Origin of the sequence: Paenibacillus pabuli, from assembly GCF_039831995.1 — a bacterium.
In the GTDB taxonomy this organism is placed as follows: domain Bacteria; phylum Bacillota; class Bacilli; order Paenibacillales; family Paenibacillaceae; genus Paenibacillus; species Paenibacillus pabuli_C.
Genome location: NZ_JBDOIO010000003.1, coordinates 3,163,679 through 3,186,484 on the forward strand (window position 1 = coordinate 3,163,679; position 22,806 = coordinate 3,186,484).

At 49.0% G+C, this 22,806-nt stretch carries 18 protein-coding genes; 4 read left to right on the top strand and 14 right to left on the bottom strand.

Annotated features, from left to right (window positions below; translation table 11 throughout):
* Positions 1-15: 15 nt before the first annotated feature.
* The 5 genes from ABGV42_RS16430 to ABGV42_RS16450 form a co-directional block, all read right to left on the bottom strand.
* Positions 16-885 carry a carbohydrate ABC transporter permease gene (locus ABGV42_RS16430; protein WP_095361125.1) on the bottom strand — a complete coding sequence of 290 codons (870 nt, stop codon included), beginning with the start codon at positions 883-885 and terminating at the stop codon, positions 16-18.
* 14 nt (positions 886-899) lie between these two features.
* Positions 900-1,817 carry an ABC transporter permease gene (locus ABGV42_RS16435; protein ID WP_347383273.1) on the bottom strand — a complete coding sequence of 306 codons (918 nt, stop codon included), beginning with the start codon at positions 1,815-1,817 and terminating at the stop codon, positions 900-902.
* A 256-nt stretch (positions 1,818-2,073) separates the two neighbouring features.
* On the bottom strand, positions 2,074-3,150 hold the full coding sequence (locus ABGV42_RS16440; protein WP_347382595.1) for a response regulator transcription factor: 1,077 nt from the start codon (positions 3,148-3,150) through the stop codon (positions 2,074-2,076).
* A complete protein-coding gene (locus tag ABGV42_RS16445) occupies positions 3,147-4,922 on the bottom strand; it encodes a cache domain-containing sensor histidine kinase (RefSeq protein WP_347382596.1) in 1,776 nt (591 codons plus the stop codon). The genes ABGV42_RS16440 and ABGV42_RS16445 overlap by 4 nt, the downstream gene beginning before the upstream one ends.
* Positions 4,923-5,109: 187 nt before the next feature.
* Positions 5,110-6,162, bottom strand: coding sequence for a CotH kinase family protein (locus tag ABGV42_RS16450; RefSeq protein WP_347382597.1), 1,053 nt, complete (start codon positions 6,160-6,162; stop codon positions 5,110-5,112).
* A 342-nt stretch (positions 6,163-6,504) separates the two neighbouring features.
* Between ABGV42_RS16450 and ABGV42_RS16455 the strand changes: the two genes are divergently transcribed.
* The 4 genes from ABGV42_RS16455 to ABGV42_RS16470 are packed head-to-tail and all read left to right on the top strand — an operon-like array spanning position 6,505 to position 9,510.
* Complete coding sequence (locus tag ABGV42_RS16455; RefSeq protein ID WP_347382598.1) at positions 6,505-7,272, top strand: hypothetical protein; 768 nt, start codon at positions 6,505-6,507, stop codon at positions 7,270-7,272.
* A 50-nt stretch (positions 7,273-7,322) separates the two neighbouring features.
* Positions 7,323-7,460: a hypothetical protein gene (locus ABGV42_RS16460; RefSeq protein ID WP_347382599.1), complete on the top strand. Its 138-nt coding sequence runs from the start codon at positions 7,323-7,325 to the stop codon at positions 7,458-7,460.
* Complete coding sequence (locus ABGV42_RS16465) at positions 7,461-8,828, top strand: arsenic transporter (protein ID WP_347382600.1); 1,368 nt, start codon at positions 7,461-7,463, stop codon at positions 8,826-8,828. It begins immediately after the preceding gene.
* Between the two features lie 13 nt (positions 8,829-8,841).
* A complete protein-coding gene (locus ABGV42_RS16470; RefSeq protein ID WP_347382601.1) occupies positions 8,842-9,510 on the top strand; it encodes a DUF2642 domain-containing protein in 669 nt (222 codons plus the stop codon).
* A 110-nt stretch (positions 9,511-9,620) separates the two neighbouring features.
* Here ABGV42_RS16470 and ABGV42_RS16475 read toward each other — a convergent pair whose 3' ends face one another.
* The 9 genes from ABGV42_RS16475 to ABGV42_RS16515 form a co-directional block, all read right to left on the bottom strand.
* Positions 9,621-10,475 (bottom strand): hypothetical protein, encoded by an 855-nt coding sequence (locus tag ABGV42_RS16475; protein ID WP_347382602.1) that lies wholly within the window; start codon positions 10,473-10,475, stop codon positions 9,621-9,623.
* Between the two features lie 266 nt (positions 10,476-10,741).
* Positions 10,742-11,485 carry a nuclease-related domain-containing protein gene (locus ABGV42_RS16480; protein ID WP_347382603.1) on the bottom strand — a complete coding sequence of 248 codons (744 nt, stop codon included), beginning with the start codon at positions 11,483-11,485 and terminating at the stop codon, positions 10,742-10,744.
* 294 nt (positions 11,486-11,779) lie between these two features.
* Positions 11,780-12,673, bottom strand: a complete 894-nt coding sequence (locus ABGV42_RS16485) for an NAD(P)-dependent oxidoreductase (RefSeq protein ID WP_347382604.1) — start codon at positions 12,671-12,673, stop codon at positions 11,780-11,782.
* Between the two features lie 108 nt (positions 12,674-12,781).
* Positions 12,782-15,115, bottom strand: a complete 2,334-nt coding sequence (locus tag ABGV42_RS16490) for a helix-turn-helix domain-containing protein (RefSeq protein ID WP_347382605.1) — start codon at positions 15,113-15,115, stop codon at positions 12,782-12,784.
* Positions 15,116-15,172: 57 nt separating this feature from the next.
* Positions 15,173-17,254 (bottom strand): alpha-amylase family protein, encoded by a 2,082-nt coding sequence (locus ABGV42_RS16495; RefSeq protein ID WP_347382606.1) that lies wholly within the window; start codon positions 17,252-17,254, stop codon positions 15,173-15,175.
* Positions 17,255-17,272: 18 nt separating this feature from the next.
* Positions 17,273-18,805, bottom strand: a complete 1,533-nt coding sequence (locus tag ABGV42_RS16500; protein WP_347382607.1) for an extracellular solute-binding protein — start codon at positions 18,803-18,805, stop codon at positions 17,273-17,275.
* 80 nt (positions 18,806-18,885) lie between these two features.
* Positions 18,886-19,767 carry a carbohydrate ABC transporter permease gene (locus ABGV42_RS16505; RefSeq protein ID WP_347382608.1) on the bottom strand — a complete coding sequence of 294 codons (882 nt, stop codon included), beginning with the start codon at positions 19,765-19,767 and terminating at the stop codon, positions 18,886-18,888.
* A gap of 39 nt (positions 19,768-19,806) precedes the next feature.
* Positions 19,807-20,760 carry an ABC transporter permease gene (locus ABGV42_RS16510; protein ID WP_095288712.1) on the bottom strand — a complete coding sequence of 318 codons (954 nt, stop codon included), beginning with the start codon at positions 20,758-20,760 and terminating at the stop codon, positions 19,807-19,809.
* Positions 20,761-20,764: 4 nt separating this feature from the next.
* Positions 20,765-22,780, bottom strand: coding sequence for an alpha-amylase family protein (locus ABGV42_RS16515; RefSeq protein WP_347382609.1), 2,016 nt, complete (start codon positions 22,778-22,780; stop codon positions 20,765-20,767).
* Positions 22,781-22,806: the final 26 nt, after the last annotated feature.

Here is a 22,806-nt window from a genome sequence, read left to right on the forward strand (position 1 = left end):
TCCTGCTTGCCTGTCTTACCCTTTGATCGAACCAAGCATAACCCCTTTGACAAAGTACTTCTGCAAGAACGGATATACCGCCAAAATGGGAATAACCATCACGATCACGGCTGCTGCCCGGATACCTTCCGGCGTCAGATTCGAAATCATCGTAGGATCGGTAAAATCCTGTACGTTCAGATTGGACATAATCATATTCTGGACGAGCACGGTCATGTTGTATTTGGACGTATCGTTGATGTAGATCATTACGCTCATGAACGAATTCCAGTACCCCACGCCGTAAAAGAGGGCAATCGTCGCCAGCAAAGGTTTGGACAGCGGCAGCACGATTCGGAACAACAGTCCCAGCTCACCACAACCGTCAATGCGGGCAGCCTCGTCTACTTCTCCGGGCAAATTTTCAAAATAGGACCGCATGATCAGCATGTTATATGTGCTTACCAGTCCCGGCAGCCAGAGTGCACCGTAGCTGTTCACCAGCCCCAGATTTTGCACCACCAGGTAAGTCGGAATGAGTCCACCATTAAAAATCATCGTGAACACCATCGCCATCGTAAAAAATCGGCGGTGATAAAAATGCCTTCGTGACAGCGGATAAGCCGCCATAATCGTCACGGCCATGCTGAGCCCTGTACCAATTAACGTAATCTCCACACTGTTCCAGAACGCATTCAGAATCGGCGTCCCCGTAATCAGGCTGTGATAGGAGAACCAGGTGAAATCAACTGGCCATAACCCCACGTTACCGGACACGACGGCTCTAGCATCACTGAACGACAAAGCGATGATATTCAGAAGGGGCAGGATACAGCTGACGGCAACCAATGATAACAATACATAATTGATCAGGTAAAAGACTTTTTCTCCTCTGGTTTTTCTCATGCTGTTCTCCCTCCCTACCACAAACCTTCGTTGAATCGGCGTGCGATGTAGTTCGCACAAAAGATGAGAATAAAGGCCACCAGGGATTCGAACAATCCCATCGCCGTCGTCAGGCTGAACTGTGCCCCCTGAAGACCCGTCCGGTAAATATACGTACTGATAACATCAGCAACCTCGTTAACATTGGAATTCTGGAGCATATAGACCTGGTCGAATCCGACCTCCATCACCCTCCCCATCGACAGAATAAGCAGAAGGATAATCGTTGAACGTATTCCCGGAAGAGTCACATGCCAGATCTGTCGCAGTTTGCTCGCCCCATCCATCTGTGCAGCCTCGTACTGGCTCGGATCAATGGTCGTTAGCGCTGCCAGAAAAATGATGGCATTGAAGCCCATGTCCTTCCAGATTCCCGATCCGACGAAAACTGCAATCCACGAGCCCTTGTTGTACATAAACGGGTATGGTTCACCTGTCCATGCTTCGACCCAGCGGTTTACGATCCCGTTTTCCAAAGAGAAAACCGTCATGATCATCATCGCAATAATGACCCAGGAGAAGAAGTGTGGCATGTAGACCACGGTCTGCACCGTCCGCTTGAAGGCCATGTTTCGCACTTCATTGAGCATAATGGCCAGGATAATCGGAATGGGAAATCCGACGATGATGCTTAACAAACTGAGGAACAAGGTATTACGGATAATCTCCACCGTGCGCGGATCGCTGAACAGTGTCTGAAAATGCTGAAAGCCTACCCATGGACTATGCCAGAGCCCGTCATAGAAGTTATAGTCCTTGAAGGCCATGACCAGTCCTCCGATCGGTGCATAACGAAAGGTCAGGTAAAACAGGATGACCGGAATAAACATCAAGATTAACGGAATATTGGTCTTGAACCGTCTCAGCCGCTGCTGCCTGATTCGATGCTTCATTTCATTATCCGGTGGTTGTAATCCGGACGGCGTCCCAGCGGCCAGCTCCCCCTTCATATTCATCACTCCTCTCTGCTGCTGATGTGCTATAGCTGTTATTTTAGATAAAAATGTAAGCGTAAACATTTGTTATTTAACGATCCTTTTTAAAATTTCTACGCAAAATAACCCCACATGGTGGGGTTGTCCTAGGAAACGAGGCTGTGCATACAGAATCATTTTGGCTCTTTTCTGTAAAACTCATAAAGACTAGATGCTACTCGCTGTGATCTCCAGCCGCCTGCTTGCGGTATTCGCGAGGGGACAATCCGGTCGCCTGTTTGAATACGGTTGTGAAGTAGCTGGAGTTATCGAAGCCGGTCTGTTCTGCTATATCCGCCATGCTCTGCCGGGTGCTGTGCAGCAGCAGTTTCGCCTTCTCGATCCGGCGTTTATTGACATACTGGCTGAAGCCCTGTCCGGTCTCCTTTTTGAACAAATGGCTCAAGTAGTTTGGCGTCACATGCACATGGGCAGCAGCGGCCTGCAGCGTGCAGCTTCCAGCGTAATTCATCTCAATATATCGAATGACACGTGTGATCACATGATCCTGCTGTTCCCGAGTCAGACGCATCATCATATCCATCCACTCTTCGCTCTTCGAGCGAGCCCATGCAATGACTTCAGGCACGGTATGAATCCACAGCAGCGGATCTGGACCAAAAACGTCCATCCCACCGGGCTCCTGCGGCTGAAGCTGCTGTGCAAGCATATCCGTCATGATTTTCATGAGCATATGGATCTCGGATTTGCATTGTGGCAATGGCAATCTGGCAGCTTCCTCCAGTAGCTCCTCCACCCGAATGACCATCTCCTCGAATTGCTGATGGAGCAGCAGTGAAGCCAGTTCTTCGCGCCATCTCTCGGACCGGTCCACCTGAATGTATTGTTCCCTGATTCGGATGTCCGACTGTTTCCGGCGATACCGTTCATGTGCCTTGCGCAGTACCTTGCACGCTTCATCGAGGGAAAACGGCTTGAGTAAAAATTCAATGGCCCCATAGCGGATAGCACGCTGTGCATATTCAAATTCACGATACCCAGTCAAAATGATAATCATGATATCCCGCCCGCTCTCATGTATGCGCTCAGCCAAGTCCAGACCATCCATTACAGGCATGTTGATATCCGTAATGATCAGATCAGGCGTACAACTGTGCACCGCTTGAATCGCTTCTTCTCCATCCGCAGCTTCCCCAACAACCTCCCATCCGAGAGGGTTGTTCCGAACCAGATGAATCAGCCCCTGACGGAATAACGCTTCATCATCTACCACAAGCATACGTCCATTCACCGCACCTGCTCCTCTCTGTCATCCGAATTCCCAGGCATGATTCCTTCTCCAATCTGATAAGGTAAACGAAGGCGTACAAGCGTCCCTTCATCTACACCAGACTCGATCTGTACTCCATAAGGCTCACCGTGAATCAGCTCAATTCTTCGGAGTACACTTCGAATGCCGATATGCTGACGCTCCTCCTCCGCAGGGGCAACTGGCTCCATAATACGTTCAATGACCGGTGCATCCATGCCGCAGCCGTTATCCGATATTTCAATAAGCAGCATGTCCGGTTCCGTCTCATGCCCAAGTTGCTGTGAACCACGAATCTCCAAACGGCGATTGTCCCTCTTGTCTGCGAAGGCATGAACAAATACATTCTCGACAATAGGCTGGAGCAGCAATCGGATCACCTGACAGCGAAGCAATTCCGCAGGAATTGAAATCTCTATCGATAATGCTTCCTGATACCGGGCCTGTTGGATTTGTAGATAATGATCGATTTGCGTCATCTCATCCTGAAGAGTCGTTAAGCGCTGCACGGGTTCCAGTGTATATTGCAACATTTCAGACAAGGCCGTAACGAGGCGAGCGGATTTCTCGTCACCAAGCATATAGAACTTCCAGAAAAACATACTTAATGTGTTATATAGAAAATGAGGATTCAACTGTGCTTGAATCGCTTTGAGCTCGGCTTCCTTTTCACTGAGTTCCCGCTCGTACACTTCATGAATCAGCGTATCGATCCGGGATGCCATCGCATTGAACCGTTCACCGATGAAGCCCAGCTCATCCCTAGTCTCAATTCGGACCCTTGTATCGAACTGGCCATCGCGCACTCGTTTCATCGCATTGACCAGGCTTGCCAGCGGACGCAGCAATCTGCCGCTAATGATGGTGATGATGAACCAGGAGCAGAGTACGCTGGCGGCCGCAGAGAACACGGCGACTTGTAGGATGAGCTTCCCCTTGTTCTGAATCTGTGCGAGCGATACCTTGCTCACCAGTGTGAAGCGGGCCTTGTCCGAGGTTTGTTTGGTGTACAAGTGGGTGGTTCCCTGCTCGTCCCTGATCTCGGTTGCCCCCAGGCTGAGCTGTGTAAGCGGTGGCGGGTCTGCATCCTGATTATGAAATGCATATAGGAGCTGTCCTTCCGCATCATATAGATACACGGCAACTTCCTCATTCAATCGCAGGTCCTTGAGATACGATTCGAACAGCGAGGTGTTAAACAGGATTAACATCACGCCATACGTTTCCAGATCAACCGAGCGCATTAATCGTCCAGCCAAAATCCAATTGGACTGCTCTTCCTGAAGGAAGGCATCCGGACCCAGACGATTCCATACATATTCACCGCCCGTCCCTTCCAGCTTATGAACCATCTCGGCCAAATAGGAAGGATTCATCTGCTGAAACGAGCCGGCAAAGGCGCCGAGATTAAATATATTTCCCTTCAGATCATAAATGCGAAGTCCCATGATCTCCGGTGCATCCAGCCTTACCTGATACAGCTGGTCATCCAGTTCATCCTCAAGCTTCATCTGATCATAGGAAGAGATGCCTGCAGCCTGTGCCTTAATGGCATTTTTCACGGAAGGATTCAGTGTGATGTAATCCGTGACCTTGTACATGTCGTTGACCCGCGAATCGAGCCGTGCAAGAACCTGTTCTGCTGTAAGGCTGTACTGTCGACTGACTTCTTCGTTGAATAGGGCAATATGTATGCGATACGTGACCAGCCCTGTGATTCCCGAGATCAGCACCGTCGCCGCGGACAAAAACAAGACTAGTTTTGTCCTGAATTTAAAGCGTTTACAAAAATTGTCCCACCATATCCTGTGCACGCACCTCACCCTTATCCCGTCCCCGTCTTATGCTTAAAAACATATCACACCCCTGTTCAAAAAAACAGAAAAACCCTGACCCCTGTCTGCAGTGATCAAAGTTATCTGCTTATCTTTATGGTGCAATCTATATTCGATGTATTTCCTTCTGCAGATACTCCCGGCGCTCTGCCACATAAGTACGTATCTTCTCGGGCTCACCATAGAAAACATTCATGGGCCACTTCATATAGGGATCTTGCTCCACCGCTTCACGAATCTGACTATGCAATCGATACACCACCGGCATAATCCGTTTCTCGGTGAAAACGTTCATCAGATGCTGCTGCATCATTCTCTTGTACTGCTGACGAAAAAGGCGGAAGGCAAGCAGGCGACCGGTCAGTTTGTTATATCCCTGAATTCGAACAAGATTGGGGTTCACTTTTGCACCATAACAGTTTCTTCCCCAGGTTCCCTCATAATCCCACGGCAAAATGCCATACTTCCGAGACTTGCTCTTCTCATACCAAGTGTAATTCTGATGGAATCCATCGAAATTGCCTGTAAGTACGGCACCACTCAGCCAGCGCAAATAGTTATCCGTATCCATTCTGGCCTGCAAAAAGCGAAGCAGTTCCAGCCTGGACTTCGTATTCAGCTGCTGGATAAAGTTACGGAGCCTCGTTCGGTCCTCATCCTTGCCACGAATCAGCGTGTAGCCGGACAATAAGTCCCTGTTCGTATCATCAGAACTCGAATCAAGCGCGAATCCGGCATGATCGTTCACCGCATAGAAGATGCTTCGAACAGGTATTTTTCGTTGCCGGAAAAAGAACGATTTTACACCCTCAATACGCAAATAGACACCCTTTAGCTCTCCATTTAGATACAGGACGCAGTGCTGGGTCGACGGAGCCGGAACACGAATGGATTCAAAGAAACGGAAAGAGAGTGCATTGCGCAGCAGTGAAGGATCATCGTACTCGGCATTGAAATGGAACGTCCGGCTGGACGTACGAATCTCAAATGATTTCTTGACATAGCCGCGTGTGTGTCCTCCCCGGTATCGAATTCGGATTGGTAGCTGTTTGCCGTCCATCAGCATCATTCCGCTCACAAACGTATCGGACCATATATTCGAAGTTAACTGTTGATATTCGTTATCGGACACTGTGATGTGGTAGACAGGTAGAGGCATTTCCATCCGCCTTTCGAAAACCCGTAAGATTGCCCTTAGGCTGTTACACCATCCTATGCAGGAGCACAGCAGGCCGTAAGGGCAGATGCACAGTTACCTTCATAACCCTGCAACTTCAACTTTCCGGGATGCGGAATATTCGTGCCATTAATCTATGAAATCATCATCTTCTCATAGATTATAGCCAAAATAGTATGGAAATGGTTGTCCGGCTAGTCCCCCTAAATAGCATGTTACATATGATTAAACTACAGACAGACACGAATGACGAATGGAAGGGATCAATAAAACATCCGCCATTTTTGTCCATCTGAACTTATATCACGGAAGGGGCACAACACAATGTCTATGAACGGTCAAGGCATGAGAGGTTTGTTGGGAAGAGAGATCAAGATAAACCGGGGAGGTCCTGATGCAGTACAGGGCACACTGATCGACGTACGCTGGGACTACATGGCGATGAACTGCAAGGAAGGCATCGTCTATGTTAATGAGACTCATGTCAAAAGCATAACAGACACAGGCCGTTCTGGTGGAAACAGAACTGCAGCCATGGGGAACCCTATCCCATCCAACACGTTCCTTGGGGTTATGCAAGCACTCCGCTTCCGTCGTGTTCAGATCAACCGGGGCGGTCCTGAAAAAGTCGAAGGCATCCTGGCCGATGCCAATCAGAACCAATTAATTTTGGCTTTGAAAAATCAGGAGATCGTTCGTATTCCCCTGCAGCATGTGAAATCGGTATCCATTGTACGCGGTAGTAACAACAATAATAGCAATAGCAATAACTCTAACAACAGCAACAACAATGGTAATAACACGAGCCAAGGCAACCAAGCTGCTCAAGGCAACCAATCACAGGGTAATCAGGCCGCCCAAGGCAACCAGTCCCGTGGTAATCGCTCCCAAGGTGCCCAACAAGGAGCTCAAGGCAATCAATCACGCGGCAACCAGGGCAATCAGTCCAAGGGCAACAAGTCTGGCGGTAACCGTTCCCAGGGAGCTCAAGGCAACCGTTCGCGCGGTAACCAAGGCAACCAATCCAAAGGAAACAAGTCTGGCGGTAATAAATCCGGTGGCAACAAATCCGGCGGTAAAAAGAGATCTTAATCTTCACGTAAAAGCTTAAGTTATCAACCAGTTTAAAGGGGGGAATAATCATGTTGATCTTCGTTGCCGTTGTCTTAATCGGTGTGCCTTTATACTGGCTTGTTGTACCTGGAAGGCCCGCTCCAACCCACGAACATTCGATTCAATCTCCACCAGGACTTCTCCCCCTGGGAGGTGAATCACAGTAAATGCCTGATTACCAGTTGTGGTTAACCTTCGGGGTATTTATCATCACTGTCATTTTCCTGATGTGGCGGCCCGGCGGATTAAATGAATCCATTCCTACCTCGCTCGGCGCCCTTCTTCTCGTTATTACTGGTGTGAGCAGCTTCGCTCATATCGTTGGCATCTTCGGGATTGTTTCCGGCGCAGCCGTAACCATTCTCTCTACCATTGTCATGTCAATCATTCTCGAAAGCATCGGTTTTTTCCGCTGGATTGCCATCAATATGATCGAAAAGGCTCGAGGCTCCGGCTTCCGATTATTCTGGCTGATTCTACTACTCTGTTTTCTCATGACAGTCTTCTTCAACAACGACGGCAGTATACTGATTACAACTCCGATCATTCTCCGGATCTGTTCCATACTTCGGCTGAAAGTGCATCAGCAATTACCTTACCTGATCTCAGGTGCGCTCATCGCTACAGCTTCCAGTGCGCCGATCGGACTTAGTAATCTCGCCAATCTGATCGCTCTGCAAATGGTAGGATTAAACCTGAACACCTATACCCAGATGATGTTTGTGCCTTCGATGCTGGGTATTATTGTGATGACTGTACTGCTATTCTATTATTTTCGCAAAAGTATTCCCAAGATAATTCATCATTACCCTATGTCCATGCAATCCACATCGGGTTCCGCGTATCATCCGCTGCAAACAGGAGATCAGGAGACAAAACCAACCGATAGTGGAAAAAACGTAGACTGGTGGTTGTTCCGTGTCTGCATCGGGATTGTTGTATTCATTCGTGCAGGATACTTTCTCGCTGAGCAATGGGGTATTCGTATGGAGGTTGTGGCCATCACCGGTGTTGTTCTGATGCTGGCTGTGCGTTGGTATCGCACCCGGACTGGACTCAAGGATGTAGTCACACAAACCCCTTGGCATATTCTGCTCTTCGCCTTCAGCATTTATATTATAGTGGATAGTCTTCACCGGGCTGGAATGACAGCTACCATCGTTCAATGGATGCAGCCTCTGGTAGAAGATGGTAACGCCAGTCTAATTGCTGTATCGGGTCTTATGCTGACTCTATTATCCAATCTGTTCAATAATTTGCCTTCTGTAATGATCGGAACATTTGCTGTAACTGATCTTCAGTTAAGTGATACCCAGCTGCATCTGGCTTACCTTGCCAACATTCTGGGAAGTGATATTGGCGCTTTACTGACACCCATAGGTACGCTAGCAACCCTGATCTGGATGTATATTCTCAAGACTCACCATGTTCGAGTCTCTTGGAAACAGTATATGAAAGTGACCTTCATTGTGATACCAATTAGTCTAATTGTCAGCCTATTTTCCCTATATATTTGGACGTCTATTCTATATTGAGAGGAGGTATACTGTGAAATTCCCAACAATGTGGCTTGGAAAATCCATTGAATTGGAACTATCCGGCTGTAAAATTCCAATTCAGGGTGAAATTATCGATATGGGTCAGGACTTGATTGTGGTTTACGGAGACCAGCGCTTCACCTATGTGCCTCTTCATCACCTTCAGTCCATGCACATGACCAAAGGGGACGATGCCAGTTTCACTTCGAGCGTGCCTGCTCCTGATCCCGAGATGGATCACAACAATATATCGTATCGCAAAATATTAATGAATGCCCGTGGAAGATTCAGTGAAATTTCGATAGGCAGACGTACGCTGCATGGTTATATTACGAACATTATGAACGACTACTTCATTTTCTTCTCTCCGCTGTATCATTCGGTCTACGTCTCCATCAATCATCTGAAATATATCATTCCTTCTCCGACAAACAGCACACCCTATTCTTTAAGCCAGCAGCATTTTCCCATTCAGCCTGCATCCATGCCCCTTTCCCGCACACTGGACCAACAGCTTCAGAAAATGGTTGGTGAACTTGTCATCCTGAATCTTGGTGACAAGCCATATCGGGCTGGATTGCTGAAGGCTGCTGACAACAATTTGCTTGAACTGGTGGAGGCAGCGGGCAATACCTTGATTATGCATACCGATCATGTTCAAACTATTCATCTGCCTTGAATATAGAAAAAGGATCAAAAAAGGCCCATCCGCTAATCGGATGGACCTTTTCTTTATGTTGATAGATTGCTTGGGAACGTCCAGAACAGGACAAGCCACAAGCCACTCTTTTACTTTCCGTATGTTTGCTCCATACGCTCTTCCTCATTGGTAGACAGCAAAATGTTAAGCAGCCCCATGGCATTATTGGCATCTGTTCTCGCCGTTTGGTACTTCTCAGCAAACGATGCCTCATCCTGCTTGGGGTCCATCGCTGCCAGCTCGCCCCATGATTTGCGGGCCTTGTCGTAGAGCTGGCCTAACGTGATATCATATGGATGCTGCGCAACCGGTGCCATGGATTCGAATTTGGCGGTTACTCTGAAGAAATCCATGGAATCCTGGAACGATTGGCTATTGTAATCCTTGGTATTCATCGCATCTTCGGTGATCAGCAGACCTTCACGAGCAATAAACAGCGTCTTGACCATGGCCCGTTCGAGGTTTGTAGCTTCATCCCAAGTAATGTAAGTCACGTCAGGTGCCTGTACGGTTGTAAAAAAAGGAAACGCGTCATCAATCAGACGCTGTGTATTGGCATGAATCGGCACCTCCGCATTCATATCCACCAGCGTATCGCTGTAGTTGGCAACGTTAATATTTTTGGAACCTTCCTCACTGACCCGGCGAACCGGGTGATCGTCCAGCGGAATACGAATATAGCCAAGCTTGTCCGCGTATTCTTCCTGCAGTTCTTTCAGAGTAGACTCCGTTCCAGCCGAGGCTGGTTCCGAAGCGTTACTCTCGCTCTCTTCTGCTGCTGTATCAGCCCCGGACGTCTGAGTACTGTCCGCTGTTAATTCCGCGCTCGCCTCCTGAGCTGGCTCTTGGCTGGCAGCTTCCTTGGCCCCGCCGCCGCATGCGGTTAGAACCGCAGCCAAGCTGAAGATCGCGGTAAACATCCGAATCGGTTGTGTCCATCTCATGGTATAATCTTCCCCTTATCTTATGCGTGCATATAAACTACATTAACCATGGCATGTACTTGTTGAATTACTATTCACCCTATGATCTCCATTCGGGTAACATGCCGTATTCACAGGTAAGCATTGGTCTACATTCTAACATAAGTTAAATTCTGGGTGTATACGACGATGTACCTGTCTCCGTGAGCTGTCATGACCGGACGCCTCCGACAAAAGTACAAAAAACACTGTCATCCCGTAGGACAACAGTGTCTGCAATTTATATGCTATTTAATACCCTTGGCCTTCTCGATATGTTCTGCCCGGGTCTGAGGCACCGTGCAATTGGCTGACGACAGCAGGGAATAAATAGCCTGAATATCCTGCTCTTTAAACAACGTTTCAGGGAATTCTGCTTCAAGCTTTTCCGTTTTACGCAGAATGGTTTCGACCAATTCATGATCATAAATCACCAGTTCATCCGAATTCACATACCGTACCGCAGGATCGACACTGATCCGGCAGCGATTGGTAAAGGTCACCATGGAAATCAGGCGGATTCGCTTGTAATCTCCGAGGTGTGCATGAACCGCCTCGACATGACCCCGATGCTGCATCAGAGGATTATACATCTTGATTCGACTGGTACTGACCGTCCAATTGGCTTCTCTGCGGCCCCCCCGAATCTCGCCTGTTGTCAGGTTACGGGTCTCGATTACGAAGATTCCCCGTGGACCAATAACAACATGATCAATCTGTGAATAGCCTGAACGGGATTTCGGATTGGGAACGAGCAGATCATTCAGGACTTTGTATGGTCCCGAGAGACTATGCAGCCGTTCTGCTGTGGTCGGTTCTTCCGGCTCGCTGATCCATGCTGATTCGTGTTTGGATTTTGATTTGGATTTGCGTCTGCTCCGCACCAGTCGTGCAGGTGCGGGGCCGGTTGCCGGCATCGCCGGGGCGGAAGCCGTAATTGAACTCGCAAGCTCTGGCTGCGTCTTGAACAGAGACAGGATTTTTTTGAACATGGGCAAGCTCCGTTCTAAATATAGTGTGAGTTACAGGGGATCGGTTACGACGATTGAACAACATAACAACATTTTTGTATTTCCATTATGTAAACTTCTATTACTTATGTCGGATAGAGACGGGTAAAAATAAAGGTCATCAGGCCTAATTCTCTTACATTAACTAAAGTATACGAAAATATTTAACCAATATTGTGACTTTAGACACATGCGATCCAGTGAAAATTCTAAAAAAGCAGCGTATTCCCTTCCACTGAAGAAAAAGAACACGCTGCCGCTTACCACAAAATGTATTTATGCTTGAAGATAGTACGTATAGAGCACCTGCGTGCCCTTCTCATCCAGACCATTCCTGGATATTTCCTGATACAAGGATTCAGCCAGTGCCAGTCCTGGCGTCTTCATGCCCATGGCTTTGGCCGATTCAAGGGCGATCCCCATGTCTTTGATAAAATGTTTCACATAGAATCCAGGCTCGAAATCGCCTGCAATCATGCGCGGACCGAGATTGCTAAGCGACCAGCTTCCGGCTGCCCCGGTAGCAATGCTCTTCAGCACATTTTCCGCGTCAAGCCCCGAACTCTTGGCATACGCGAGTGCTTCGCATACACCCATCATGCCTGATGCAATGGCAATCTGGTTACACATTTTGGTATGCTGGCCTGAACCAGCCTTGCCCTGCAATACAATGTTGGTACCCATACATTCGAACAGCGGAAGTACCGCTTCGAATGCTTCCGAAGTACCACCGACCATGATGGACAACTTACCATCCCGTGCACCAATATCTCCACCCGACACGGGTGCGTCAAGCGCATGCAGCCCTTTAGCTTCTGCTGCCCCAAATATGCGAGCAGCCAGCATGGGACTGGATGTCGTCATATCAATCAGGGTTGAACCCGGTTTGGCATTTGCCACAAGACCGTCCTCGCCAAGATAAATCTCCTCTACATCCTTCGGATATCCTACCATGGTGATGATGACATCACACTCGGCCGCAAGTTTGCCTGGTGTGTCATGCCATACGGCACCTTCATTCACCAATGCTTCCGCTTTGGCAGCTGTGCGGGTATACACATGCAGCGGGTATCCCGCCTTCTGGATGTGACCTGCCATGCTTTTCCCCATAACGCCTGTACCGATAAAGCCAACTTTCGTCTCTCCAGGTGCCTTAGTCGTATTTGTCATCGTAGGTTTCCTCCTTGTTTCTCTATGGTTTGGTGAGGTGCTTGTCTTGGATCGCTATATCTGTATGTTATAGCTTTCGCACGCCGCCGTCTATCATTTGCATGAAATCTAGCGGACCGACATTCGATATTGATTGGGCGACATCTGAACAAAGCGCTGAAAGGCCCTATTTAGATTGCGTTCCGAATATCCCACCTGTTCGGCAATTTCTGTTATAGTGCAGTCCGTTTCCTTCAGCAATTGCTTCGCTTTTTGCACCTTCAGATTCATCAGGTATTCGATAAAGGATACCCCCATCTCCTTCTTGAAAAGTCTGCTTAGATAGGAAGGACTGACATTCACGAGTTCTGCACAATCCGATAGCGATTGCATTCCTTCGGGATGGCTGCTCAGATGCTCACAGACCCGCTGGACGATCAGGCGGGAAGAATTGGTGCGCAGATCCTGACTGGCCTCGATGCATAGTGGAAACAGTACTCCGATAAACCAGTCGTGCATTTCCTTCGATGTCTGATTCTCCTGCAGCTGATCGAACAGATTGCCCCCCAGTCGTTCAAGCATGCCGGGGCCCTTTGTCTCCATGGACTGGATAATGGCCGACAGCAGCATGTGATATCCCTGAATCATGACCGTATAGGATTCGGAGGCGCGTACTTTCTTGGAAAACCGATGCAGTGCATCCTCCGCATGTGTAAGCATTCCGTTCCATAACGATTCAAGAATCTCCTCTTCCATCTCCCGCGGATACATGAAGACCGGATTACGCTGGGTGGCCAGAATATCTTCATAAAACAGAACGTTCTCGGCATCATCAAATAGCCGATATTGCAGGGCAAGCTGTGCTTCCCGAAAGGACTCGGCTACCCCATCCAATTGACCCGGACGCCCTACGCCCACTGTAGCCGAGAAGGAAAGGTACTGATCCAGTGCGTGGTGGATCTCCTCTGCATAGTTACATACCCTCTGCCTTGCTTCACGCGGAGAAATCTCCGAATCGAAGTGCAGGATCGCCACCGAGTCGCTGTCATTTTTGTCCACGACGTACCCGTTCAGATCTTTGTTTTGGCTGAGCAGTTCATCCATGACGTTTCTCAAGGCAAATACGATGACAGGGCCTTCACTGGGCAAAAACCGTTTCTTTTTGACCAGATTTTCGACTTTGACCACCAGCACCAAAAATTGCCCCTCCGCCCGGATATCGTGTCTGGCACATTCTTCAGCCAGTCTGCTGCTGGTCCATGAACCGCTATATTGCAGTAACTTCTGCAGAAAACGATCGCGCAGGTCGGGCTGTATGCCCTCTATATACCGGTTCAGGGTCTCTGTCTGTTCATTAAGATAGCTGAGCGAAGACCTGATATATTCAATTTCGTTCCCATGCGGAGCTGACTCCTGCCCGTTCCTGCGCAAATGTTCCCCATACCGGAGCAACTGTTGAATGGGGTTGTAAGCCAGACGTGAACTGAACCAGGTGAGCAGCATGCCTACCAACACAAAAATGGTCACCGAGATCAGGATGAGCACCTTGATCCAATTCAATTGGGCAATCATCTCCTGCTCAGGGAGCTGGGATACATATGTCCTCCCCATGGATGCCGAAGTATATGCCACAAGCTCATTCCCATGCTCACCCTTCAATACCTCATGGCCCGACCTTTCTCTACCTTCTGCATATGCAATTTGCTGCAGCACATCATCCTCCGATGCACTCTTGCCGATCTCTCCAGGACCGTCCGTGTGCAAAATAATATGCTGGTCTGCATTAAGAATGGCGAGGGACTGATCTTCCAGGCTAACCGAATAGCTGCGCAGCAAGCTCCGCAGCTCCTGTTCTTTCACTTGGAGGATAACCACTCCACGCGGGTCTCCCTGGCCCATGACAGGCACTTGTCTAACATAGGAAATATAACCCGCTTCTCCGGATTGGGGGAGATAGTTCCAGCCCGCTGCTGTTTGGCCTTCGAGGGCAGCCTTCATGTCCTGCTGCTCCTTGTAATTTGCGAGCGAGACCAATCCATAATAGTGGGACAGAACCATATCCGTTTTAGCATCATAATAGATCATTTCTTCGATGAGGTTATTGGTGTTTTTGTGAAGTTGAAACAGATCGAGCAGATCCAGGTGGAGAAAGTAATCGCTCTCATAATGAGCACTGCCTAATGCATTTCGCATCAACGGGCCACTGGCGAGCTGCATCGATTCATGCTCAATATTGGTCAGAATATTCTCCACCCTGTCTTTGAGCAAGTTCAATGAGGCCATATTGTTATCCTGGAATTGTTCGGTCAGTTTGATCATCGAGAAATGATAGTACGCGCTTCCGGCAAGCACCACCGGGATGACCACCGACATACAGCCCAACCAGATCAGTCTTTTCAGATAACCATTCGTTGCGAACCAGCGGTCAAGCGCTGATTGGATGGTGTGCATTACCCGCCTCATGGAATCACCCCCGTATGCTGCCTTAGGCTCATTTTCGCCTGAATCTGTTCGGGTTCATTATATCAAGAGAGGCACCCGGACACACTCCCAAACGTCCAGCGCGGGAACACTAATTTTCAGTTCACTTCCGGCCCGTTCTGTCTTCAGCGTATTTCCTGCGATTAACGCTTCAGCTTCTCCTGCAAGGCTGCCCTCCCCTGAATGAACAGTTATCTCAATATCATGTATGGGGAGTACGGCTGACAACGGTCTGCGTCCGGCCCCGTTCACCAGATGAAGGAGCAGGTCGTTATTCTTGCGAAAAACAGTCAGCTGTAATCCTGGTGCTTCCGTGATCGATACCAGAGCTTTATGTTTCAGCTGCAAATGAACGGCATTGGCAAACAATCGGAAATGTTCCTCCAATTTAAATTCCTGTATCAGGCTGCTAAGTGAAAATGGGAAATATAGGGTCTGCCCTGTTCCAAAGGTTCTTAACAGTGCCAGCGGAAGATCCGTCTGTTTTACAGCCAGTGAGGCTCGTTCGGGAGGAGCCCCTACACTTTCCAATGGGGAGAACGGAGGGACTAACGTAGCCAGGACCTGCACATCCGCATCCATAGGCTGACAGTAGATGACCTTGCCTCGATGCGGTATGAGTTCCGTTTCCTCCAGCTTCCGCTGCAATGGATTCACTTCATTGCCCGCAAGATATTCCTGTTCAAACCGCAGATAGGATGCAACCAAATACTCGCTCTCCTGCATTTCCCCGGAAATACCAAATAGGTTCGTCAGCACCGGATCGGCCTGGTTTTCAACCTTCGGCAGCTCCCCCTCTGCAATAATGCTGCCCCCTTGACTCACATAATCGTGAAGCAAATCTGTAAAATTGGATGCATGCGAAAAGCCTTCAGGCAAAAGAATAACCGGATAGTGATGCAGGTTCACGCTGGCCACCTGTTCAGGTGAAATCACATCAAATGGAATATGCTTATGGATAAGCGCCTCCGCCAAGCCTTCTGCTGAACGATTGGCACTCCACATAAGCGCCACCTGGTTCACTGGCTGTGCCCCGTCCATATAGGCAGCAATCTTCGCTGCATCCCTGTTGACCTCTGTCACGGTTCGCAAAATTCGCTTGTCGGTAATCGTATCCGGAATCCCGGTTAATGAATGCCAGAGCTGACCACCATTGGCCGGAATCTGTGAAAGCCAGAACCGGTATTCCGCAGGTGGAAGCCCGGTATGTCGCCAGTCCATGCCGGGGCAGGAGTGCACAATGCCGAAGGGGTCCGGACGACCCGGAACGGACCGTCCCACCTTGATACTGAGCGCAGGCTGCCAGAACTCCGGGATACGGGTGTGACCCAGCGACAACACATCCTGTGGTTCAGTACAGAGCATATCGGTGATGGACACCCGTTTCTCCAGATTATCCCGATGCAGATTATAGTAGAGGATCATCGGTACTTCAGGCCGAACAGCCTTAATCTCCCGATACATCCGGCCCAGATTATCATCGAAGCAGCGGGCCGCAAAATCAGAAGCCATCTCAGCTGAAGTACTCGGCAGCTCTGTTCCATACATACCCTTGTATTTCTTCTGACAACTGGAGCATTGGCAAAATACATACCCGGGTGCGTTGAAGAAGACACCATCAATCTCATAACGTTCCAGTGCCTCCCGGATTACAGGAACCGCCAGGTCTTCGTTGCGGTAGCCTCCATTAATGCAGGTCGACATCAGAAGAGGCCAGGCCCCTGGGCGGGTGGCACCGATAATGTCCGGCTGCCCACCTTCCCTGCGGACAAACCACTGGGGTTTCTGCAAATAAACGGAGTCCTCTGCCTTGCTAAAATCAAAGCGGGCAATAAAGCGAATCCCCCGCTGATGACAGCTCCGGATGATGTCCCGCAGCAGGTCGCTGCCGCGGGGTAAGTATTCATTGTGGATATGAAGAGGCACATGGGATGGATACCAGGCATAGATTCCACCGGTGTTAAACACCATGGCATTCGCACCCATCTCAAGCAACTGATCCGCAAGCCGTTTTGGATCAATCTTCTCGGTGTCCTTCACCTGCATGTTGGGTTGAATGATGCGCAGCGGCTGCTGCCACCAGGGACGATGTTCCTTATCGCTCAGTATGGGAGTCTTCATCGCTTCTCCTTTACATCGTTATTGTTGATTAAATTGCTCATACGCTTTGGCCATTTCCTGATAGGCCTGCTTCATGTCCGGCTGGTTGTTCAACTTGTCTACATAGGCTCTGAATTCTTCTACACTGATCTGCCCAACAATCGTTTTGGTCATCATGGAACTGTACTCGTCTCCGTATTTGGGCCACGTCTCTCTCCAGGCTTCCGAGGTAATCACCCGGTAAAAGTCGATCTTTCCAATTTCGTCGAAATTCTCGACTTCCTTGATTTTGGCGTCATTATAGGCTTTGTCTCCAGAAGCACTAATGACTTTGCCCCACTTGGCATAGGCGAGCACCCCTGCCCCTTTGCTCGTTGTGTTCACTTCCTTGACGCCTTGCTCCGTCAGTACCTTCTGTCCATCCTTCTCTGTATAGTGCGTACCTTCGATTCCATAATAGGCAAAGTCCGTCATCTCCTGGGAAGCGGTCATGTCAAAATACTTCAGGAGCTGCTTCACCTTTTCCTCAGGCACCTTCTTGGAAATGTAAAATCCACCCGCAACTCCGGTCTCCAGACCGACTGCTGCATCGCCATGTGGACCCGTCAGAGACAAGTTCAATATTTTGGCGTCAGGCTGCCCGGATTTTTTCATCGCCTGTTCCCATTCATGATCCCACCAGATTGGACGTCCGTAAGAAGCGGCCCGGTTGGTCTTGAACAGTTCTTCGGCCTGACTTTCCTTCATGACGGCGTACTCCTTGGACAACAGCCCATCTGCATACAGTTCCCGGAACCATTCGACCATCTCTACATATTGCGGTGTTAAGCCAGGGCTCATGAGCCCGCCATCGTTATCGTAGGTCGGGTTATACGCCCCAAAACCCGCCTGGAACATGGCTGGTGGATTGTTGATGAATAACAAGCCGACCGTATCTTTTTTGCCATTGCCGTCCATATCACTGTCCACAATTTTCTTCAGGGCTTCTCTATATTCCTCAAACGTCTTGGGAATCGGCAGATTCAACTGCTTCAGCCAATCCTCCCGAATTTTCAGTCCGCCATCAACTCGGGAACGAGAGCGTGGAACGGCGTAAATGCCTCCATCCACAGACAGGTATTTGAGCGCATCTGGCGCCAAATTCTCCTTCAGGTTCGGATATTCACTAAGATCTCCGAGAAATGGAGCCAGGTCCCAGAACGCACCGTTCTTGATGGCGGTAATTAGCGTTGGGCGAATCTGATTCTGGTAGGCCACTACTTCTGGCAGATCACCAGAGGCAAGCAGCAGATCCAGTTTCGTATCCAGATCGCCTGAAGGCACCCATTCAATATCGAGTTTGGTGTTAGTGCGCTTCTCCCATTCGGTCCAGTATTCGTTGTTCATATCGGGAATTTCATTGTACAGGCCGGCAAACATCTTGATATCCAGCGGCTGATCTCCACCTGACTCTCCGCTATTTGTGCTGCCTGCCGTCTCACCTGAACCACTGTTCCCCGCACAGCCAGCCAGCAAGGTTACTGCCAGCAGCATGCAGAGCCAGGTCGTCCATCGTTTATTCCTCTTGTTCATTCGCCTTCATCTCCCTTATCGTCAGAAATATAGTAAGCGTTTGCATTTATACATAAAGCACTATTCCACTTCAGTTGCGTTCAACCTTTGACAGATCCAATCATGACACCTTTGGCAAAATGCTTCTGCAAAAATGGATACACGATCAGGATCGGCACCATGGCGAGTACAATCGACGCCATACGAATGGTCTCCTGCGGTACCACGCTCTCATCACTAGCCCCGGCCTGAGCTACGGCGACGGAATTCGAATCGATGACGAGCGTCTTGATGAGCAGCTGCAGCGTCCATTTGCTTGAATCGGATAAGTAGATCAATGCATTGAAATACGCATTCCAGTGTCCTACCGCGAAAAATAGGGTAAACGTGGCGATTGCCGGCATGGATAACGGTACAATAATCCGGAAAAATGCTGTGAGATCACTGCATCCATCGATCTGCGCCGCGTCCTCCAGTTCCGAAGGAAGCGATTCCAGAAAACTTTTGATCACAATCAGGCTCCAGGCATTCGTCAGTCCAGGCAAAATCATGGACCAATAGGAGTTCAGCAGTCCCAGCTCCTTCACGAGCAAGTAATTCGGGATAATCCCCGCACTGAACACCAATGTGAAAATAACCAATCCCATAATCCACTTATGCCCGGGCAGAGATCGTTTGGTTAATCCATAAGCCATGGTGAAGGATACGATAATATTCAGTATGGTGCCTACAATCGTAATAAACAACGTGCTTTTAAACGCATTGATAAAACTGTTGGTTGATAAGATATACCGGTAGGATTCCAGCGACCATTTCTCCGGGAACAGATAAAACTTGAGCGGCACATATACCTTCGGATCGGTAAACGAAACGCTGAAGACATACAGAAACGGGAATATGCATGCCAGCGAGATTAAAGCAACCAGACTGTAATTGATCCAGTCGAAGAGCGTGAGCCCTTTTTTCTGTACAACAAAGCTCATAACCTATCCTCCTTTCTGACAGACAACAACCCTCCGGGTTTAATAAATGCCTTCATGTCCAAGTCTTCTCACAATTTTGTTGGCCGCCACAATCAGGAATAGTCCAACCAGCCCCTTGAACAGCCCTACAGTAACTCCAATGCTGATCTTGCCTTGCAATATCCCATACGTATAGGAATACGTATCAAACACCTCGCCGACCGAACGAACCAACGGATTCATCATTAGCAAAATTTGTTCAAATCCCGTATCGGCCATACTGCCGAGGCGAAGGATCAGCAAAATGATAATGGTCGGGCGGATGGCAGGCAGCGTAATATGCCAAATTTGCCGGAACCGTCCCGCTCCGTCGACAACGGCTGCCTCATACCGCTGAGGGTCCACTCCAGCCATAGCTGCGAGGAAAATAATTGTTCCCCAGCCGGCTTCCTTCCACATGCTCTGAGCTGTAAGGAGCCCCCAGAAATAATTGGGTTCCGATAGAAATGAGATGGTATCCTTGCCACTCTGTGCAATCAGCTTGTTCACGATGCCCACGTCCGTCGAGAGCAGGAAAAACGTCATACTGGCAACGACGACCCATGACAGAAAGTGCGGTAAATACACAATCGACTGATTGATGCGTTTAAACGTCTCATGCCGAATTTCGTTCAACATTAGAGCCAGCAGAATCGGCAGCGGGAAATGGAATACCAGCGCAATCAGATTAATGGCCAGCGTATTACGCAGCATGATGTAGAAGTTGGAGCTGGCAAACAGCTCATTAAAATGCTTGAATCCCACCCATTCACTTCCCGTAAACCCGAGGAACGGATTGTAATCCTGAAAAGCCAGCAGCAGTCCCCAGAGAGGCACGATCTTGAACAGCAGGAAATAGAGGAGCCCCGGCAAAATAAGCAAATAGATCATCCGGTGTTTGTACATACGTGACAGAAGGCTGCCCGATTGCAGCTTACCTGTCGCACGGTTCACCGTCGTTATCTGGGGTTTCATCGGTTTATATCACCTCTTTCTTCAGGCCATGATCCATCTCGATTACAATGGCTTCATAACGTTTCAGGCTAGGAATGCTTAGTCTCACGTTGTTCCCCTCGACTTGAATGGGAAGAGTCTCAGTGGAACATAATGAGTACGCCCGAACAGGTACCCCTATATCGCGAACCTCAATCGTACGATTGTATATCGGTATCGCTTCCATGTATGTCGTTCCGTTGAAACCGGACAAGTTCAGGAGCTGGACGAGCACATGGCCTTGTTCCGTCCGATTCAGAAATAACTCCGTACTGGCAGGTAGATCGTTCTTCACCACATTCTCACCCGTCAACCGGGCCAAAATGTCCAACACGGCATGTTTGTGATCTTCGAAACCGTGTTTGTAATAAAGTACGCCTGGATTCCATGTGTAATAAGCTGCTGTACCGCCGGTTGCCGGAGTCGAGATTCCCAGCCCGTAACTGTCCCCCACCTGATGTCCATACGCCCGTTCAGGCGGACCGAACGATGCAGGTTCAATATACGGCATACTGCACTCCACACGTGAGGGGTCGAATTGTACGTGAGCGAACCCACCGCTAACCGTGATCCATTCCCGGTCCTTCAGACTGGGAAAACGATCAACATCCGCCACGTGAAGGTAGGCAGAGGGAAGCATGTCGGTATTTCCTGTATGCACAGCACCAAACCACTCTGATAATGCATCTGCATCCTCTCTTAAGGCATTTCCCGTGGCTAGCAGAGCTACGCCTTGCTTGAGCAATTCGATCAGCGTTTCCTTGGTATTGGCTTGGGGCCTTTGCAGACCAGGTAAGATGATCACCTTCACTGCGGCCAGCTTATGTGCCATGGCTGTAATCTGGTCTTCTACGATGACATCGAACAGCACATGGGCTTCTTTTAACATTTTGAACAGACCCAGATATTCGGTCCCTGCCTCTGCTGCCTTGGGTTTAATCAAAATGACCTCAGCCATGGAAGCCAGATTTCCATAGATATGTTCATGTGCTGCATGATATCGGAAAATGTTCTGGGCTACCCCAAAGTTCTTCCGATCCGGATATCCCTCGAACGCCCCTATAATACAGAAATCGAGTCCGGAGCCATTGGCGATGTTTTGGTATAACCTGACTTCCGTCTCATAGGGTGAGACTCCGGTGAATCGATAGGTCAGATCTATGGCATTGATGCTGCAATTGCTGACCCATTTATCGTCCCAACTGCTCACTACAGAGGCTACGTTCTCTGAGGCGGAATACAGCCATAAAGGCAAGCTGCGGGTTAGCGATGTGTTCGATTCCTTGCGAATGATATCAACCCTGTGCGGGTGATAGGTGCTAATGGCCACATCCGGCCAACGGGACTTCACCCGGTCTACAATGGTATCCAGGATTGCCCTTGATGTTACCTCCTGAAAATGAAGATACGCTCTATGCAGTTCATGCTCCGGACCCATATAGTCCAGCAGTTCGGCCCCGCAGATCTCCTGGAAACGCCGCCTGCAGCTGTTGCAATAACAAGGTCCATAATGGTTACCGCTGTAATCCCAATGCTGGTACCCGAACATATTGAAGAAAATGCCGTCCACCGGATACTTCTCAAGCACTTCCGTAATTGTCTCAATCGACTTTTCCTGCTGATACTCCCCATTCAGACACGTATGCACAATTCCGTAATAGTTCACTTCCTGCCCGTTACGGTCACGATAAAACCATTCCGGATGGGTCTCAAAGAGTGATTCGTGTGCCTTGCTGAAATCAAAGCGGGCAATAAACTTCATTCCATGCTCATGGGTCTTCGATACAGCCTCTTGCAGTAGATCGGTCTGAAGATAAGGCGTGACATATTGATGCTCCAGTGCAGATGGATAAAAGGCGAAGATTCCTCCCGCATTCATCATCAGCACATTGGTTTGGAACTCCTGCAGCTCCTTCATCAACAGGTCCACATTCATGTCCGCATCAATCTCGCGAAGATTATTTTGAATCAGGCGAAGCCGGTTTGAAGACCACCAGTTCATTCGCATCATCCTCCTCTTGTCTGCGA

Bases quoted from the DNA above. Each gene is read 5' to 3' on its own strand.
- ABGV42_RS16430 (WP_095361125.1), bottom strand. From the start codon at position 885: ATGAGAAAAACCAGAGGAGAAAAAGTCTTTTACCTGATCAATTATGTA.
- ABGV42_RS16435 (WP_347383273.1), bottom strand. From the start codon at position 1,817: ATGAAGCATCGAATCAGGCAGCAGCGGCTGAGACGGTTCAAGACCAAT.
- ABGV42_RS16450 (WP_347382597.1), bottom strand. From the start codon at position 6,162: ATGCCTCTACCTGTCTACCACATCACAGTGTCCGATAACGAATATCAA.
- ABGV42_RS16455 (WP_347382598.1), top strand. From the start codon at position 6,505: ATGTCTATGAACGGTCAAGGCATGAGAGGTTTGTTGGGAAGAGAGATC.
- ABGV42_RS16460 (WP_347382599.1), top strand. From the start codon at position 7,323: ATGTTGATCTTCGTTGCCGTTGTCTTAATCGGTGTGCCTTTATACTGG.
- ABGV42_RS16465 (WP_347382600.1), top strand. From the start codon at position 7,461: ATGCCTGATTACCAGTTGTGGTTAACCTTCGGGGTATTTATCATCACT.
- ABGV42_RS16475 (WP_347382602.1), bottom strand. From the start codon at position 10,475: ATGAGATGGACACAACCGATTCGGATGTTTACCGCGATCTTCAGCTTG.
- ABGV42_RS16480 (WP_347382603.1), bottom strand. From the start codon at position 11,485: ATGTTCAAAAAAATCCTGTCTCTGTTCAAGACGCAGCCAGAGCTTGCG.
- ABGV42_RS16485 (WP_347382604.1), bottom strand. From the start codon at position 12,673: ATGACAAATACGACTAAGGCACCTGGAGAGACGAAAGTTGGCTTTATC.
- ABGV42_RS16490 (WP_347382605.1), bottom strand. From the start codon at position 15,115: ATGAGGCGGGTAATGCACACCATCCAATCAGCGCTTGACCGCTGGTTC.
- ABGV42_RS16495 (WP_347382606.1), bottom strand. From the start codon at position 17,254: ATGAAGACTCCCATACTGAGCGATAAGGAACATCGTCCCTGGTGGCAG.
- ABGV42_RS16500 (WP_347382607.1), bottom strand. From the start codon at position 18,805: ATGAACAAGAGGAATAAACGATGGACGACCTGGCTCTGCATGCTGCTG.
- ABGV42_RS16505 (WP_347382608.1), bottom strand. From the start codon at position 19,767: ATGAGCTTTGTTGTACAGAAAAAAGGGCTCACGCTCTTCGACTGGATC.
- ABGV42_RS16510 (WP_095288712.1), bottom strand. From the start codon at position 20,760: ATGAAACCCCAGATAACGACGGTGAACCGTGCGACAGGTAAGCTGCAA.
- ABGV42_RS16515 (WP_347382609.1), bottom strand. From the start codon at position 22,780: ATGAACTGGTGGTCTTCAAACCGGCTTCGCCTGATTCAAAATAATCTT.